18 protein-coding genes are annotated in these 15,920 nt (G+C 66.3%); 12 read left to right on the top strand and 6 right to left on the bottom strand.

The features are described 5' to 3' along the window. The 8 genes from argH to argF all read left to right on the top strand — a co-directional run bounded on the left by argH (position 1) and on the right by argF (position 7,632). On the top strand, positions 1-1,446 hold the full coding sequence (argH, locus tag ACQUQO_RS11800; RefSeq protein WP_435078219.1) for an argininosuccinate lyase: 1,446 nt from the start codon (positions 1-3) through the stop codon (positions 1,444-1,446). Between the two features lie 155 nt (positions 1,447-1,601). Beyond that, positions 1,602-1,766, top strand: a complete 165-nt coding sequence (gene lysW, locus ACQUQO_RS11795; RefSeq protein ID WP_435078218.1) for a lysine biosynthesis protein LysW — start codon at positions 1,602-1,604, stop codon at positions 1,764-1,766. 2 nt (positions 1,767-1,768) lie between these two features. Continuing rightward, positions 1,769-2,641 carry a lysine biosynthesis protein LysX gene (gene lysX, locus ACQUQO_RS11790; RefSeq protein WP_435078217.1) on the top strand — a complete coding sequence of 291 codons (873 nt, stop codon included), beginning with the start codon at positions 1,769-1,771 and terminating at the stop codon, positions 2,639-2,641. A 21-nt stretch (positions 2,642-2,662) separates the two neighbouring features. Beyond that, complete coding sequence (gene argC, locus ACQUQO_RS11785) at positions 2,663-3,700, top strand: N-acetyl-gamma-glutamyl-phosphate reductase (RefSeq protein ID WP_435078216.1); 1,038 nt, start codon at positions 2,663-2,665, stop codon at positions 3,698-3,700. Further along, a complete protein-coding gene (locus tag ACQUQO_RS11780) occupies positions 3,700-4,536 on the top strand; it encodes an acetylglutamate/acetylaminoadipate kinase (protein ID WP_435078215.1) in 837 nt (278 codons plus the stop codon). Before argC ends, ACQUQO_RS11780 begins: the two co-directional genes overlap by 1 nt. Next, positions 4,533-5,669 carry an aspartate aminotransferase family protein gene (locus tag ACQUQO_RS11775; protein ID WP_435078214.1) on the top strand — a complete coding sequence of 379 codons (1,137 nt, stop codon included), beginning with the start codon at positions 4,533-4,535 and terminating at the stop codon, positions 5,667-5,669. Before ACQUQO_RS11780 ends, ACQUQO_RS11775 begins: the two co-directional genes overlap by 4 nt. Then, positions 5,666-6,730, top strand: coding sequence for a [LysW]-lysine hydrolase (locus ACQUQO_RS11770; protein ID WP_435078213.1), 1,065 nt, complete (start codon positions 5,666-5,668; stop codon positions 6,728-6,730). Before ACQUQO_RS11775 ends, ACQUQO_RS11770 begins: the two co-directional genes overlap by 4 nt. Continuing rightward, positions 6,727-7,632: an ornithine carbamoyltransferase gene (gene argF, locus ACQUQO_RS11765; protein WP_435078212.1), complete on the top strand. Its 906-nt coding sequence runs from the start codon at positions 6,727-6,729 to the stop codon at positions 7,630-7,632. The genes ACQUQO_RS11770 and argF overlap by 4 nt, the downstream gene beginning before the upstream one ends. Here argF and ACQUQO_RS11760 read toward each other — a convergent pair. Then, positions 7,629-8,099: a histidine kinase gene (locus ACQUQO_RS11760; protein ID WP_435078211.1), complete on the bottom strand. Its 471-nt coding sequence runs from the start codon at positions 8,097-8,099 to the stop codon at positions 7,629-7,631. The two genes, argF and ACQUQO_RS11760, sit on opposite strands and share 4 nt — an antisense overlap. Before the next feature lie 123 nt (positions 8,100-8,222). Between ACQUQO_RS11760 and ACQUQO_RS11755 the strand changes: the two genes are divergently transcribed. After that, complete coding sequence (locus ACQUQO_RS11755; protein WP_435078210.1) at positions 8,223-8,615, top strand: helix-turn-helix domain-containing protein; 393 nt, start codon at positions 8,223-8,225, stop codon at positions 8,613-8,615. Between the two features lie 15 nt (positions 8,616-8,630). Here ACQUQO_RS11755 and ACQUQO_RS11750 read toward each other — a convergent pair whose 3' ends face one another. Next, positions 8,631-9,737: a S1C family serine protease gene (locus tag ACQUQO_RS11750; RefSeq protein ID WP_435078209.1), complete on the bottom strand. Its 1,107-nt coding sequence runs from the start codon at positions 9,735-9,737 to the stop codon at positions 8,631-8,633. An 88-nt stretch (positions 9,738-9,825) separates the two neighbouring features. Here ACQUQO_RS11750 and thrC point away from each other — a divergent pair, with 88 nt between their 5' ends. Together thrC and ACQUQO_RS11740 are read left to right on the top strand one after the other, a co-directional pair. Then, positions 9,826-11,073 (top strand): threonine synthase, encoded by a 1,248-nt coding sequence (thrC, locus tag ACQUQO_RS11745; protein WP_435078208.1) that lies wholly within the window; start codon positions 9,826-9,828, stop codon positions 11,071-11,073. A gap of 8 nt (positions 11,074-11,081) precedes the next feature. Continuing rightward, positions 11,082-11,249 (top strand): hypothetical protein, encoded by a 168-nt coding sequence (locus ACQUQO_RS11740; protein WP_435078207.1) that lies wholly within the window; start codon positions 11,082-11,084, stop codon positions 11,247-11,249. Positions 11,250-11,284: 35 nt separating this feature from the next. Here ACQUQO_RS11740 and ACQUQO_RS11735 read toward each other — a convergent pair whose 3' ends face one another. The 4 genes from ACQUQO_RS11735 to ACQUQO_RS11720 are packed head-to-tail and all read right to left on the bottom strand — an operon-like array spanning position 11,285 to position 15,199. Then, on the bottom strand, positions 11,285-11,551 hold the full coding sequence (locus tag ACQUQO_RS11735; RefSeq protein WP_435078206.1) for a DUF7513 family protein: 267 nt from the start codon (positions 11,549-11,551) through the stop codon (positions 11,285-11,287). Beyond that, positions 11,548-13,113 (bottom strand): Na+/H+ antiporter NhaC family protein, encoded by a 1,566-nt coding sequence (locus ACQUQO_RS11730; protein ID WP_435078204.1) that lies wholly within the window; start codon positions 13,111-13,113, stop codon positions 11,548-11,550. Before ACQUQO_RS11730 ends, ACQUQO_RS11735 begins: the two co-directional genes overlap by 4 nt. Positions 13,114-13,163: 50 nt before the next feature. Then, complete coding sequence (gene serA / locus ACQUQO_RS11725; RefSeq protein ID WP_435078203.1) at positions 13,164-14,750, bottom strand: phosphoglycerate dehydrogenase; 1,587 nt, start codon at positions 14,748-14,750, stop codon at positions 13,164-13,166. Positions 14,751-14,809: 59 nt separating this feature from the next. Beyond that, a complete protein-coding gene (locus ACQUQO_RS11720) occupies positions 14,810-15,199 on the bottom strand; it encodes a hypothetical protein (RefSeq protein WP_435078202.1) in 390 nt (129 codons plus the stop codon). A gap of 90 nt (positions 15,200-15,289) precedes the next feature. On the opposite strand from ACQUQO_RS11720, the gene serB reads away from it, so the two are divergent. Further along, a complete protein-coding gene (serB, locus tag ACQUQO_RS11715) occupies positions 15,290-15,919 on the top strand; it encodes a phosphoserine phosphatase SerB (RefSeq protein WP_435078201.1) in 630 nt (209 codons plus the stop codon). Position 15,920 lies beyond the last annotated feature (1 nt).

The raw sequence follows: 15,920 nt of genomic DNA, 5'->3' as shown, positions 1-15,920 counted from the left end.
ATGGGCGAGGAGAGCGGCGACGTGGTGCGGCGCGAACGCTTCAGCGGCGGTCCCGCCCGTGGTTTTCTCTCCTCGATGGACGCGGACGAACGCCTGTTCGCGGCCGACCTCGCGGTCGACCGCGCACACGTCGTGATGCTCGCCGAACAGGATATCATCGATGGCGAGAGCGCGAGCGCTATTTTGGCGGCGCTCGCCGATATCGAGCGGACGGGCTACGACGCGCTGGAGGGCGAGGACATCCATGCCGCCATCGAGACGGCAGTCATCGAGCGTGTCGGCGAGACGGGTGGTCGGATGCACACCGCCCGGAGCCGCAACGACGAGGTGGCGACGTGCATCCGGTATCGTCTGCGCGAGGACCTCCTTGACGGTGTGGAAGCGACGCTCGTGCTTCGAGAGGCGCTCGTCGAGGAGGCACACGCACACACCGAGACGACGATGCCCGGCTACACGCACCGCCAGCCCGCCCAGCCGACGACCGTGGGGCATTTCCTGTCGTCGTATGCGCAGGCGCTCGGGCGCGACACGGCCCGCCTGTGCCGGGCATACGACCGGACGAACCGCTCGCCGCTCGGCACGGCGGCGTTTGCGGGAACGCCCTTCTCTATCGACCGCGAGCGCACCGCCGACCTGCTCGGGTTCGACGGCGTGCTCGGCAATTCGATGGACGCGGTCTCGACGCGGGACTTCCTCGTCGAAGCGGCGAGCGCGCTGGTGACCCTCTCGGTGACGCTCTCGGGGCTTGCGACGGACCTCGTGGAGTTCGCCGCCGACGGCTATCTCGATGTCGACGACGATTACGCCTCGACGTCGTCCATCATGCCCCAGAAGAAGAACCCTGACACGCTCGAACTCGTTCGGGCGAGCGCCGGCACCGCGAGCGCCGGTCTCAATGGTTTGTTGACGACGCTCAAAGGGCTTCCACGGGCGTACAACCGTGACCTCCAGGAGGCGACGCCCCACATCTGGAGCGCCGTCGATGCGGTCGTCCCCGCGACGGAGGTGGCGGCAGGGGCGGTCGCAACCGCGACGTGGAACGGGGAGGCGCTGGCTACGGCGGCAGGCGATGGGTTTGCGACCGCAACCGGCGTCGCCGACCTACTCGCCATACACGGAATCCCGTTCCGCACGGCCCACGAGATTCTGGCGCAGGCAGCCGAGGACGGCGCGGACTACGCCGCCATCGAGAGTGCTGCGAACGCGGTACTCGACGACTCGCTCTCGTCGTATGTCGAGCGTGAGACCGTCGAGTCGACGCTCGACGCGGACGCGAGCGTGGCGAGTCGCGATTCCGTCGGTGGGCCTGCGCCCACGGCGGTCGAAGCGGCACTCGGTGGGATGGAAACCGATATCGAGGACGACCGGGAGCGACTCACGGAGCACCGCGAGCGCCTCGTGGCGGCCGAAAGCGCACTCGAAACGGAGGTGGGTGGATATGCCTGAGCGACCGCCCCCGCGAGGGGGAACATTTCACTTCGTCGATACCGACGAACCGAGCGAACCGCCCGATTTCGACGCCGAGAGCCGTCTGCGATTTTTGTAAGTTATCAGACAAGTTCGAAGGGTTTAAGCCGATTCACGGGTGAGGTGGGGACACAATGGTGAACTGTCCCGAATGCGGGGCCGAGCTGTCCCTGCACGACGACGTCGAGACCGGCGAAATCATCGACTGTGGCACCTGCGGCGGCGAGCTCGAAGTGGTCGCCACCAATCCTGTGGACCTCGAAACCGCCCCCGAACTCGAAGAAGACTGGGGGGAGTAAGCGTGAAGATAGGCGTCCTCTACTCGCGCATCAGGCGGGACGAAAAGCTCCTGCTTGCCGAGCTGCGCGAGCGCGGCCACGAGGTCGTGAAGGTCGACGTGCGCGACCAGCGCTTCGGTCTCTCGGAGCCGCCAGCGGCGTTTGCGGACGTGGACCTCGTCGTCGACCGCTGTCTGGCGACCAGCCGGAGCCGGTACGCGACGCAGTTCCTCGCGGCCTACGGGATTCCCGTGGTCAACAGCCCCGAGACCGCCGACGTCTGTGCCGACAAGGCCAAAAACAGCCTCGCGCTCGCTGGAGCCGGGATTCCGACGCCGCGGACGGAGGTCGCCTTCACCAAAGAGAGCGCGATGGAGTGTATCGAAGCGTTCGGCTACCCCTGTGTGCTCAAACCCGTCATCGGCTCGTGGGGCCGGCTGATGGCGAAGATCGACTCCAGAAGCGCCGCCGAGGCGATTCTTGAGCACAAAGCCACCTTGGGTCACTACGAGCACAAGGTCTTTTACATTCAGGAGTTCGTCGAGAAGCCCGGCCGCGACATCCGGGTTCTGAGTACCGATGGTGAACCCGTGGCGGCGGAGGCGCGCTCGTCGGACCACTGGCTCACCAACGCCTCGAAGGGAGCCGAAGCCACGAGCTTCGAACTCGACGACGAGGCCCGCGACCTCGTGGCTCGCGCGAGCGACGCGGTCGGCGGCGGACTCCTTGGTGTGGACCTGATGGAGACCGGCGATTCCTATACGGTTCACGAGGTGAACCATACTGTGGAGTTCAAGGCGCTCAGTGAGGCAACCGACGTGGACGTTCCCGCGCGCGTGGTCGACTGGCTCGAAACCAAAGCGGAGACGGCCGACCCGGCAGAGGTCCCAGCATGAAGACAGCGGGAGTCTGAGTCGATGAGTTACACCACATCAGTAGTCGGGGCGAGCGGATTCACCGGCGGCGAACTCCTGCGCCTGCTCGCGGGTCATCCCGAGTTCGAAGTCACACAGGCGACCAGCCGCGAGTACGCGAACAGGACGGTTGGAAGCGTCCATCCCAACCTCCGGGACCTCGATTTGCGCTTCAGCGAACCGGCCGACCTCGATGGCGTAGACGTGCTGTTCGCCGCCACCCCACATGGAGTCTCGATGGAGCACATCGACGCTTTTCGGGAGGCGGCCGACACGGTCGTCGACCTGAGCGCCGACTTCAGGTTGAGCAGCGAAGCCGAATACGACGAATGGTACGACGGCCACAGTCAGCCCGAGCTGCTCGACGAGTCGGTGTACGCGCTCCCCGAACGCAACCGCGAGGAACTGCCGGGTGCGTCGCTCATCGCGGCGGGTGGCTGCAACGCGACCGCCACGATTTTGGGACTCGCACCGCTGTTCGACGGCGGCATTCTCGATGGCGACGAGCGAATCGTCGTCGACGTCAAGGTCGGCTCCTCCGAAGGCGGCGCAGGCGGTGGCGCAGCCTCATCGCATCCCGAGCGCTCGGGCGTCGTCAGACCGTACGCGCCGACGGGCCACCGTCACGAGGCCGAAATCGAAGCCGAGTTCGGCTGCGAGACGGCGTTTTCGGCGCACGCGGTCGACATGGTACGGGGAGCATCGGCTACCTGTCACGTCTTTCCAGACGAGCCGGTCACGAGCGGCGACCTCTGGGGAGCCTTCCGCGAGACCTACGACGATGAGCCGTTCGTGCGGCTCGTGGCCGGCGGGTCGGGCGTGTATCGCTATCCTGAGCCGAAGGCGGTCGCCGGAACGAACCATGCGGAGGTCGGCTTCGAACTCGACCCCGGCAACGAACGCATCGTCGTCTTTTCGGCCATCGACAACATGATGAAGGGGTCGGCGGGACAGGCCGTCCACGCGGCGAACATTGCCCATGGATTCGAGGAGACTGCCGGACTCGATTTTCAGGGATTGCATCCCGTGGGAGCGCCCTGATGACGGTCGTCGTGAAGGTCGGCGGCGCACGGGCAGTAAATCCGGCCGGAGCCGTCGCGGACGTGACGGCCCTGACCGACGAAGGTGAGGACTGTGTCGTGGTTCACGGCGGTTCGACGGCCGTCGACGAAACGCTCGAAGCGTTGGGCGACGAGCCCGAATACGTCGAGACCCCGAATGGGGTTATGGGACGGTTCACCGACGAGCGCACGATGGAGGTCTTCGAGATGGTCTTACCGGGGAAGTTGAACACCGACCTCACGGCACAGTTACGAAAGTGCGGTGTGAACGCCCTCGGCCTCTCGGGCGTCGATGGCGGGCTACTGACCGGCTCGCGGAAGTCCGCCGTGAAAGTCGTCGAAGATGGCAAGACGAAGATCCGCCGCGGCGAACACTCGGGAAAGATCGAGTCGGTCAACGACGACCTGCTCGAATCGCTGCTCGCGGACGGCTATACACCAGTAGTGACGGTGCCGATGATCGCCGACGACCATACTCCTGTCAACGCCGACGCCGACCGCGCGGCCGCGGCGGTCGCCGGTGCGCTGGAGGCGACCTTGGTCGTGCTGACCGACGTGCCGGGCGTGCTCGAAAGCCCCGACGACGAGACGACACTCATCGAGCGCGCGGCAACGCCCGCGGACCTCGAACGGGTCGAGAGCGCTGCGCAAGGGTTCATGGGCAAGAAGGTGATGGCGGCCACGGAGGCGCTCGACGGCGGTGCGGCGTCGGTCGTCGTCGCGGACGCCAATACTGAGAGCCCCATCCGTTCGGCGCTCGACGGCGGCGGCGGCACGCATCTCCTGCCCGGCGTGCTCGGGGAGGGCGAGCCATGAGCGGGTTCGTCCATAGCGAAAAGCCGATTCGACTCGAACGCGGCGAGGGCGTTCACCTCTACGGCGAAGATGGAACCCAATATCTCGACTGTGGGGCGAGTTACGCCTGCACGCCGCTCGGCCACAGTCATCCGAGCGTGACCGAGGCGGCCCGCGAGCAGTTGGAGCGACTGACGTTCGTGCAGGCCTCCTATCCCGTGGAGGCGCGCGAGCGGGCGAACGCGGCGCTCGAAGCGGCCGCCCCCGAGGGGTTGGAAAACGTCTGGCTCTGCAATTCGGGCACCGAGGCGAACGAAGCAGCCTTGAAATTCGCCCGGAGCGCCACGGGAAGATCGAAGATCGTCGCCACGATGCAGGGCTTTCACGGCCGAACGATGGGCGCGCTCGCGACCACGTGGAACAGCGAGTACCGCGACCCCTACGAGCCGCTCATCGGGGATGTGGAGTTCGTCGCTTATGGAGATAGTGAGGCACTCGCCGATGCGGTGGACGACGAGACCGCCGCGCTCATTCTCGAACCCATACAGGGCGAAGGTGGCATCAACCGTCCGCCAGAGGGGTATCTCGCGGCGGCGCGCGAACGGACAGAGCGGGCGGGTGCGGCGCTGGTTCTCGATGAGGTCCAGACCGGGATGGGGAGGACAGGGAAGCTGTGGGCCTGCGGGCACGACGGCGTGACTCCGGACGTGCTCACGACGGCGAAGGGGCTGGCGAACGGCCTGCCCGCCGGAACGGCGCTGTGCGCTGACTGGGTCGCCGACGACCACGGCTCGCACAATGCGACGTTCAGTGGCGGGCCGGTCGTGAGTGCCGCCATCGACGCCACGCTCTCGACGCTGGTCGAGGAGGACGTACCAACGCACGCCGCGGAGGTGGGCGACTACCTCGAAAGGGAGTTGCGTGCAGCGGTCGGCGACGACGTCCGCGAAATCCGTGGGATGGGGCTGATGGTCGGCATCGAGGTGAAACGCGGGGCCAACCGCGTCCTCCGCGACCTCGCGCTCGAACACGACATCCTCGCGCTGCCGGCCGGTCGGTCGGTCGTCAGGCTGCTCCCGCCGCTGGTGATGAACAGAGAGGACGCCGACCGGATTGTCGAAGCACTCGTGGCCGTGTGCGGAGGGGATTCGTGAGCGAGAGCGTTTCGGGAGTTTCCACGGGCCAAGCGCGCGACCTGCTCGTCTCGCTCGTCGAAACCCCCTCGCCGACCGGCGAAGAGGAGGAATGCGCCGAGCAACTCGTCGAGTTCTTCGAGACACACGGACGTGAGGCAACCATCGACGAAGCCGGCAACGTCCGCGCACCCGCGGACGATTCGCTGCTGCTGACCTCCCACATCGACACCGTACCCGGCGAGATACCGGTCTGGGTCGAGGAAGAAGGAAGCGAGGAAGTTCTCTGGGGCCGGGGGAGCGTCGATGCCACGGGACCGCTCGCGGCGATGGCGGTCGCGGCCGTGCGCACAGGGGTAAGCTTCGCGGGCGTCGTCGGCGAGGAGACCGATTCCGAAGGCGCGCGCCATCTCGTCGCGACGCGGGAGTCACCGGGAACTGTGGTCAACGGTGAGCCATCGGGCTGGGACGGCGTCACCTTCGGCTATCGGGGCCTGCTCGCGGGCACCTACGTCGCCACGAGCGAGTCTGGCCACACCTCCCGACCCGAGAACAACGCCATCGAGGACGCGATGGAGTGGTGGCATCGAGTGGGGACGGCCGTGGCCGACGATGACGAGGAGTGGACGCCGGTTTTCGAGCGCGTCACGCCGAAGGCCACCGCCATCGCGGGCGGCGTGAGCGACGACGGTCTCTCGGTCGAGGCGACGATGGACGTTCAACTTCGGGTTCCGCCAGGTCTCACTACTGACGAGGTGCGCGAGATGGCCGACGGCGAACTCGATGGCGGGACCGTCCGCTGGCACGATGAAGTCTCGCCCGTCATGACGAGTCCCCGAACACCGCTCGCAAGCGCGTTCCGCGCGGCGATTCGGGAGGCAGGTGGCGAGCCGCGCAGCCTCCGCAAGACGGGCACCAGCGACATGAACGTCTATCGGGCGTGGGACTGCCCGATGGTCACCTACGGACCGGGCGATTCCGACCTCGACCACGCGCCCGACGAACGCCTCTCACTCATCGAGTTCGAGAGGAGTATTGGAGTGCTCGAAACCGTCGCCGAACGGCTCGCGGAGGACGAATGACTCGACATTTCACCGACATCGACGACCTCTCGGCGGGCGAACTCGAAAGCGTACTCGATGCGGCGGGCGAACTCAAATCACAGGTCCGTCGCGGCGAGCGCGAACCGCTGCTCGAACGCCAGACGCTCGGAATGGTCTTCGAGAAACCGAGCACCCGAACCCGAATCTCCTTCGAGACCGGGATGACCCAATTGGATGGCCACGCCATCTTCCTCGGGCCGGACGACATCGGTCTCGGCGAGCGCGAACCGCTCAAGGACACCGCGCGCACGCTCTCGGGCTACGTCGACTGTGCGATGGTGCGGCTGTTCGACCACGATGACCTCGACGAACTCGCTGCCCACGCCACAGTACCCATCGTCAACGGTCTCACGGACGACGCCCACCCCTGCCAGACGCTTGCCGACCTCCTCACGGTCCGCGAGACGGTCGGGTTCGATTCGCGGGTTGCGTGGGTCGGCGACGGCAACAACGTCGCTCAGTCCCTCGTATTGGGCTGTGCGCTTGCGGGAGTTGACCTCACGGTGGCGACACCCGACGAGTATGGCATCGACGACGACGTGCTGGCGCGGGCCGGCGACCTCGGCGCGCGACCCACGACGACCGACGACCCCGAGAAAGCGGTCGCCGATGCCGATGCAGTGTACACCGACGTCTGGGTGAGCATGGGCGAGACGGGCGGAGCCGAAAAGCGCGCCGCCTTCGAAGAGAGTGGCTTTCAGGTGAACGAGGACCTCCTGTCGGGAACCGACGCGCGCGTGCTGCACTGCCTGCCCGCCCACCGCGGCGAGGAGATCACCGACGACGTGATCGAAAGCGAGCGTGCGCTCGTCTGGCGGCAGGCCGAAAACCGCCTGCACGCCCAGAAGGGACTGCTTGCCTTCCTGCTCGGCGCGCTCTAGTTCCCGAGGAAGGGGACGAGCGCACCGAGCAGGACGCCGTAGACGGCGTGGGCCGGCAGGCTGCCCGGCAGCGCGAAGTTCGGGAACGGTGGCGCGCCGGGGAAGCCGAGGGTTTGAAGCCAGATCGGCATCACGAGCGCCGCGAGCACCGCCCAGAGGACGACTCCATAGACCAGCCCGGCGACCGCCGACCGGCCGATGCCACGGCCGAGGCCCGTGTTGGCCGCGATGGCGACGAACACCACCCCGAGAACCGCGCTGTGGGCCATGTGGACGACCCAGCCGGCGAGTCCACCCTGTAGGCCATACAGCGCCGGAATGGCCATCTCGATGACCGACGGCATCGTCATGGTTATCATCGCGCCCATCGCCGCGCCGCCGACCAGCCCCCCGACGACGCCCGCCTGCCAGTCGGCTATTCCTGTGCCGGTCGTTGCTGTCGTTTCTGTTCGTGTCTCTTGACTCATGCGCGAGGCGATAGGCCGCGGGGCGACATAACCATGTTTCGTGTTGGCGCAGACCACGCATTGGCGCGGGTCGCACACGACCGCGGGGCGGACGTTTATCTTCCGAGCCGTCGAACGCGCGGTATGGCCGAGACCGACCCGGACCCACAACGCTTCCGGGACCTGATGCTCGATGCCGAGCCGGGATTCGAGGAGGTGATGGTCTGTGTCTTCGACATCCAGCGCCACGAGACCCGCACCTATCGAGTGCTCTGCAACCAGCCGGAAAGCACCGTCGAGGAACTCGCCGCGGAGTTGGAGCGCGACCGCTCGAACGTCAACCGGTCGCTTTCGACGCTGCGCGAGAAGGGCCTCGCCGAGCGTGGTCGCCGACTGCTCGACGGCGGCGGTCACGTCTATCAGTACACCGCGACGCCGCTGCCCGAGACCAGGGAACTGATGCACGAGACCCTCGACGAATGGACCGCCTACGTCCACTCGCGCATCGACGAGTTCGGTGACGGGGCGCTCGAATAGCCGCAGGACGGAGAGCTACCCCGAACTGGGCGTGCGCCCGAACGCGTCCAGTTGGTCGGGCCGCCTGCCGAGCGTGAGCGAGACGGTCCGACGCTCGCCATTCCTGAGCACCGTGACGTCGACCGTCTCGCCCGGCGATGCCTGTAGCGCGAGGTACGAGGAGAGTTGCTGCTTGGAGTCGATTCGGTTGCCGTTGATGGCGAGGACGATGTCACCCTGTCTGAGCGTGCCGGCGGCGGGTGTCCCCGAACGGACGCTACGGACGAGCACGCCACGGGGCTGGTCGAGACCGACCCGCTCGGCGACCGACGGCGTGACCGTCTGTGGAACGATACCGAGATAGGCGTAGTCGTAGTCACCGTCCTCGATGAGTGCCGGCAGCACCCGTTTCATCAGCGCCGCAGAGACCGCAAACGCGAGGTTCTCGCCGCCGCCGGAGCTGACGACGCCGACGACCTCGCCCTGTAGGTTCAGGAGTGGTCCGCCCGAGTTGCCCGGATTGACCGGCGCGTCGGTCTGGATGGCATCGGGAATCGTCCGCCCGTTCGGGGCCGGAATCGACCGATTCACCGCGCTGATGATGCCCGACGTTATCGACCCCTCCAGACTGTAGGGGCTACCGATGGCGGCCACCTTCGTGCCGATTGCGGGCTGGTCCTCGACCAGCGGGAGTGGCTTCGCGTACTGGGGTGGGTTCTGGACTTCGATGACCGCGAGGTCGCTTGAGGGGTCCGTGCCGACGACCGTCGCCGAGCGCCACTGCCCGCGCGCAAAGCGGACGCGAACGTTTCTCGTGTTGGCGACGACGTGGGCGTTCGTCACGATGTAGTTGTCCCGATAGACGAACCCCGAACCCTGCCCGCTCCGGCCGCCGGTGGTCGTCGTTTGGACGAGAACGACCGACTGGATGGTCTCGCGGTACACTTGCGTGTACTGACTCCGACCGGCCGACTGACTCGCGTTCGTTGCGTTCGACTGGGTGGACGTTGCGCTCGCCGTCATGGCCGAGCCGTTGGTCGTATTTTCGCTGCCGAGGACGTCCGAGCAGCCGGCGAACGAGGCGGCGAGCGTCGCCCCGAGCGCGCCGAGATAGCGCCGTCGCGTCGTCCGGTCGGAACTCATACTCGAAGCTGTGTCTGCACGGTGGTAAGTACCACGGTTGCGGTGGGCGAACCACCCGACTTTTGCCGTCTCCCTGCGTGGCCCGCACATGTTCGACCTCGCCACAGCCACTCCCGACTGCGCCGACGGCGGCGTCTGGCTCGCCTGTATCGACTGCGGGCAGCGCCTCGCCCCGTTCGATATACCTGTGTATCGCTGTCCCGACTGTGATGGATTGCTCGAAGCGCGCTACGAGCAGTACCCGACCTTCGAGGAGTTCTCGGGCCGTGGCGTCTGGCGCTACGATGCGGCGCTACCGTTCGAATCGGGCGTCTCGCTGCCCGAGGGCGATACGCCGCTCCACGAGGTGCCACGCCTCGAATCGGACCTCGACGTCCGCAGTCTCAGGGTCAAACACGAGGGGATGAATCCGACGGGGAGTTTCAAGGACAGGGGCATGACTCTCGGGGTACGAGTCGCCGAGGAGCTCGATGTCAGCCGGCTGGCCTGCGCTTCAACTGGAAACACGAGTGCGGCGCTCGCGGCCTACGGCGGGCGCGCTGGATTGGAAACGCTCGTGTTGCTTCCTGCCGGCAAGGTCGCCGCCGGGAAAGTGGCACAGGCGGCCCTCCACGGCGCACGAATTCTGGAGGTCGACGGCAATTTCGATGCGTGTCTCGACATCGTGAGCGACCTCGCCGAACGCGGCGAGGCCTACCTGCTCAACTCGTTGAACCCCTTCCGGCTGGAGGGCCAGAAGACGATTGGCTTCGAGATTCTCGAAGCGTTTCGGGACGATTACGGTCGCTTTCCCGACCGCATCGTTCTTCCGGTGGGCAACGCCGGCAACACGGCGGCGCTCTACAAGGCCTTCCGCGAACTCGTCCAGTCGGGAGCGCTCGCCGAGGAGGAAGTGCCGATGCTCACCGGAGTCCAAGCGGAGGGAGCCGCGCCGATGGTCGAGGCCATCGAAGAGGGATGGGACGATACCGAGCGCTGGGAATCGGTCGAGACGCGCGCGACGGCCATCCGCATCGGCAATCCGGTGAACGCACCCAAAGCGATTCCCGGCATCCGCGCGACCGGCGGCACCGCAGTCGCGGTCTCGGACGCTGAAATCACGGATGCCCAGCGCTCACTCGCCGCTGAGGGCGTCGGCGTCGAACCCGCTTCCGCCGCGAGCGTCGCTGGCCTGCGGAAACTGCGGGATGAGGGCGTCATCGAGAGTGAGGAGGACGTGGTCTGTCTGACGACCGGCCATCTCCTGAAGGACCCCGATGCGGCCGCCGCCGCGGGGTCGGAACCGGAGCCAGTACCCAACGGCACCGAAGCGGTGCTCGACCATCTGAGCGGGTAGCAGCTACAATGGATGACAAATCGACCGAATCGAGCTACCGGGACGAGCGTATCGAACTCCGTGAGCGAGTGCGTAACGCCGGTTCCGATGCAGAACGACGCGAAGCGGTGCTGCGACTCGCCGAAATCGACCGTGAAATCCACGCCGACATCTACGCGAAGCTCGCACGCGAGTAGCGACGGGAAACGGAGTCGAGCTGTCGGGACGGGTATCAGTACGACCCGCCGCCGAGTTCTTCGAGCACCGTCGCCCGCCCGGTGTGGTCGTTGTCGTCGAACTCCTCGACGCGGATGCGCACCTGCGTGTCGAGCAGTTCCGACGCAGCATCGGGGATGCGAAGGACGCTATCGCCGAGGCGCACGAGCGCCGCACCGTTCTCGTAGCCTGTGACGAACGCCTTGAACTCCGTTCCGGGTTCGAACGTCGGTTTGTTCGTCCGGAATTGCAGCCCTTCGGTGAACGCAGCGAGACGGCTCATACCCGCGCCACCTCACCGGTCTCGCGGTCGGCCGTGTATTCGAGTCCGAAGCCGGTCACGGCGGCGACGATGAAGACGAAGAACAGCAACCAGCCGTGGAAGACGAACGGCCAGACCTGCGCCGGATTGACCAGCATCGACTGAGTGAACCAGCCGTACTGCTCGGGTAACCCCAGCATCGCGGTATACCCCGCGAGCAGGCCGCCACCCCACGGGAAGATATACCCGAGCGCGGAGGTGTTCGCATCGAGGATGTTCGCGCGGCGGTAGCCGTTGATGTTGAACCGCTCGCCGATGCGGGCGATGTAGGGGGCGATGGCGATCTCGGCGGCGGTGTTGATGGTTATCATCGCGTTCACGCCGGCGGTGCCGAGCACCATCGTCAGTTCGGCCCGGCGGACGCTCGTGGCGACCGACCCGAGCAGCAGGTCCTGCATCGCCTCGAACGCGCCGCCGCGAACCAGAATCTGCGCGCCGGCGACGATGAGCAGAGTGAGGACGATGAGCGGGAAGAAACCGGCCGCGCCGGTGTAGAGGCTGCCGCCGACGGCCGTCTCGGCGCTCTGCACGAGTTCGATGAAGGGCAGAAAGGAGAGCGACTGGGCGATACCGGAGTTCTGGGGCGCGCGGAAGACGAGCATGTCGCTCACGCTCGCCAGTCCCGTAATGACGTTCAGAATCGCCGTGACGATGAGCCCCCACGAGATGGCCTCGACGATGTGGCGACCCTGAATCGCCGTACCGATGACGACCGCGACCGACAGGAGATGGATGAGACCGAGCGGATTGCTGTTTTGGGCGAGCAACCCCTCGGCCTGTCGCGCGATGTCGAGACCGCCCATGAGGTTGCCGGCGACGACGTAGGCCGGCAGCGCGATACCCGCCGCGACGATGGCGTACTTGAACCGCGAGGAGACCACGCCACCGATGTCCGAGTTCTGTGTGACGGCGCTGACGATGGTCGTGTCGCTCACCGGCGCGAGGTTGTCGCCGAAGACCGCCCCCGAGAGGATGGCCCCGAAGGTGAGCACCGGGTTCGCTCCCAAGAGGACGCCCGCCGGGAAGAACAGCGTCGTGAACGCGACGACGGTCCCGTAACCGGTGCCGATGCCGGTCGCGAGCAGGCCGGCAAGGATGAACGCCGCCGCCGGGAACAGCTCCGCACCGATGTTGAGCGCGAGCGCCGCCCAGATGAGACCGTCGACGAACCCACCCGCTTGCAGGGTGTCAGCGAACATGCCGGCCCACAGCCACGCGACGATGGCCGTCGCCGCCACGGGTTGGGTCATCCCCTCGAAGATGGTGTTCGCGTACTGCTTCCAGTCGCCCTTCGCGAAGAGCATGCCCACGATGAGGGCGATGAGCATGCCCACGACCAATCCCGTAGTGTCACCTATCTGGAGGACGCCGCTCTGAAAGACCGCCCAGACGACGAAGAAAGCGAGCGGGAGCGCGCTCATCCACCGTCCGCCGTAGAACTCGATGCTTCGCTCCTCGTCGTCGGCCAGCCCTTCGCCATACTCGTCGGTCGGGTCGTCCGGCTCGCCGCCGTCGGTACTCATATCTCAGACTCTACACGGAACCACCATTATATAGTTATGGTCCCGCCGAGCTATTCGGTCCCGTTCAGCGCGATATATGTCGTATCGATGACTCGTTCGTCGGCTTCGAGGCGCTCGCGGAGTTCTTCAGTCACGGGTTCGTCGAGATTGTAGACCGACAGCGCCTCGCCCCCGATGGTCTCGCGGGCGTTGAACATGCCCGCGATGTTGACGTCGGCATCTCCGAGCACAGTTCCAATAAAGCCGATGAGACCGGGTTCGTCCTCGTTGCGCGCGACGAGCATGTGTCCCGAGGGAATCGCATCGACCCGGAAGCCGTCGATACGGACGATGCGGGGGTCCTCACCGGCAAAGAGGGTGCCACAAACGCCGATTTCGGTGTCGCCATCGGTGACCGTCACCGTCACGAGCGACTGGAAGTCCTCGGCGGTGTGGGTCTTCGATTCGGTGACGTCGATACCGCGTTCGTCGGCGATGCGCGGGGCGTTCACGGCGTTGACCTGCCACTCCAGCGGTTCGAACACCCCTTGGAGCGCGCTCGCGGTCACGAGGTCTATCTCCTCGCTCGCGATGTCGCCCGCGTAGGTTATTTCGACGCCCTCGACCCGGCCAGCGAGCAGTTGAGTGGCGATTTTGCCTGCCGTCGAGGCGATGTCGAGATACGGCTCGACCCGGGGGAACGCGCTCGCGTCCATCGAGGGGGCGTTGAGGGCGTTCATCACCGGTTCGCCGGCGAACGCCGACAGGACTTGGTCGGCGATGTCGGTGGCGACGTTCTCCTGTGCGGCGTGGGTGCTCGCGCCGAGATGGGGCGTCACGACCACGTCATCGACGCGCAGCAGCGGACTGTCGGCGTCGAGCGGCTCGTCGGCGAAGACGTCGATGGCCGCGCCCGCGAGCGTGCCGTCATCGACGGCGGCGGCGAGGGCAGCTTCGTCGACGACGCCGCCGCGCGCACAGTTGATGAGATAGCCATCGCCCAGCCTGTCGAGTTCCTCCTCGCCGACGAGGGCCTCCGTTTCGGGCGTCAACGGCGTGTGCATCGTGAGCACGTCAGCGCGCGCGAGGCAGTCGTCCAACTCGACGAGTTCCGCACCCAGATTTGCGGCGCGCTCCTCGGAGATGTAGGGGTCGTAGGCAACGAGGTCCATGCCCAGCCCGTCGAGTTTCTTCGCGACCTCCTGGCCGACGCGACCGAAGCCGACGATGCCGAGCGTCGCGCCGTTGAGTTCGGTACCCAGATAATCGCCCTTGGCCCACTCGCCGGTTTTGAGGCGGGCGTGAGCCTGTGGAATCGAGCGCGCGGCGGCGAACGTCATCGCGACGGTGTGTTCGGCGGCCGCGCGGACGTTGCCCTCGGGGGCGTTGGCGACAATGACACCCTGTTCGGTCGCGGCATCGATGTCGATGTTGTCCACCCCGATTCCCGCCCGGCCGACGATGGCGAGGTCAGGGGCAGCGTCGAGCAGTTCGGCCGTGACGTCGGTCCCCGAGCGCACGACCAAGGCATTGGCGTCGGCGACGGTTTCGAGGAGGGCCTCACCCTCGGCGTCGTAGGCCGTTTCGACGGTGTGGCCGGCCTCGCGCAGGCGTTCGATGCCCGGCTCGGCGATGGGGTCCGTGACGAGTACCTTCATGGGAGGACGACCGACGCAGGAGGGTTAACGTTTTCTTCATTGGCACGTCTCGCCGGCCGCTACGCGATTCGCGCCCGATAGAGCGAGAAGGCGATTGCCAGCGCCACGGTCGCTCCGCCAGCGAGTCCATCGCCGAGACTCCTGCTGACACCGAGCCATGTGAGACCGACGAACACGAGCACATAGAACCCGAGCGCAACGGCGCTTGCGAGAACCGCCCACAGGAGGGCTGTGGTGGCGGTAGTGTCGGCGTTCCACTCGTCGTACAGCGACGGCACACCGATACCGACGCCCAACAGCGCGCCCACACCGGAAACCGCCCCGGCGGTCCACGCCTGCGTGGCGTACGCTCCAGCGAGCGCGAGCACCGCAGCGACGAGAATCACGACCGACGAGACCGAGACCACGTCGGCTTTGAATCGGGAATACAGCGAATCGTGTTCTTCCATATGGAAATCTGACAACTGTTCACCCATAAATTTTGTGTGATGGCGACCGCGGATGCGAACGTTTTGAACCCGGCGGACCGATGGGCGCGTATGAAACTGGTCGCGTTCGATTTCGATGGGACGCTCTCGGATTCGGAGATGAGCGTGTTGCTCGGCGAGCAGTGTGGCGTCGCCGACGAGATGGCAACCATCACCGAACGGGCGATGAACGACGAGATCGAGTACGCCGAGAGCCTGCGCGAGCGCGTCGCGCTGCTCGAAGGCCTGTCGGCCGGGGGCGTGGAGGCGGCCTTCGAGAACGTGGAGCTTCGCCCCGGGGCGGGCGAGACCATCCGAGAACTGAACGACGCCGGTATCGTGACCGCAATCGTTACTGGGGGATTCGGCCGCGGCGTCGAGAGCGTGCTCGCTCGGACCGATACACCCGTGGACGCCATCGTCGCCAACCAGCTCGAATTCGCCGACGAGCAGCTCAACGGCGAGGTCTCCGGCCCGCTCGTCGAGGGAACCAAAGACGACGCGCTTCGTGCTGTGGCGGACAACGCCGGCGTCGCCATCGAGGAGACCGTCGCCGTCGGCGACGGCGCGAACGACCTGCCGATGCTGCGGACTGCCGGCTTCGCCGTGGGGTACGAACCGAAGCCAGCGGTCGAGCCGCACTGTGATGCCGTGGTGGCATCGATGGACGAACTCGGCGAGCTACTCGCCGAGCGCGTTTAGA

The sequence above is a fragment of the Halococcus sp. AFM35 genome, assembly GCF_051195015.1.
Taxonomy (GTDB): domain Archaea; phylum Halobacteriota; class Halobacteria; order Halobacteriales; family Halococcaceae; genus Halococcus.
This window is presented reverse-complemented; position numbering and strand designations above follow the sequence as displayed.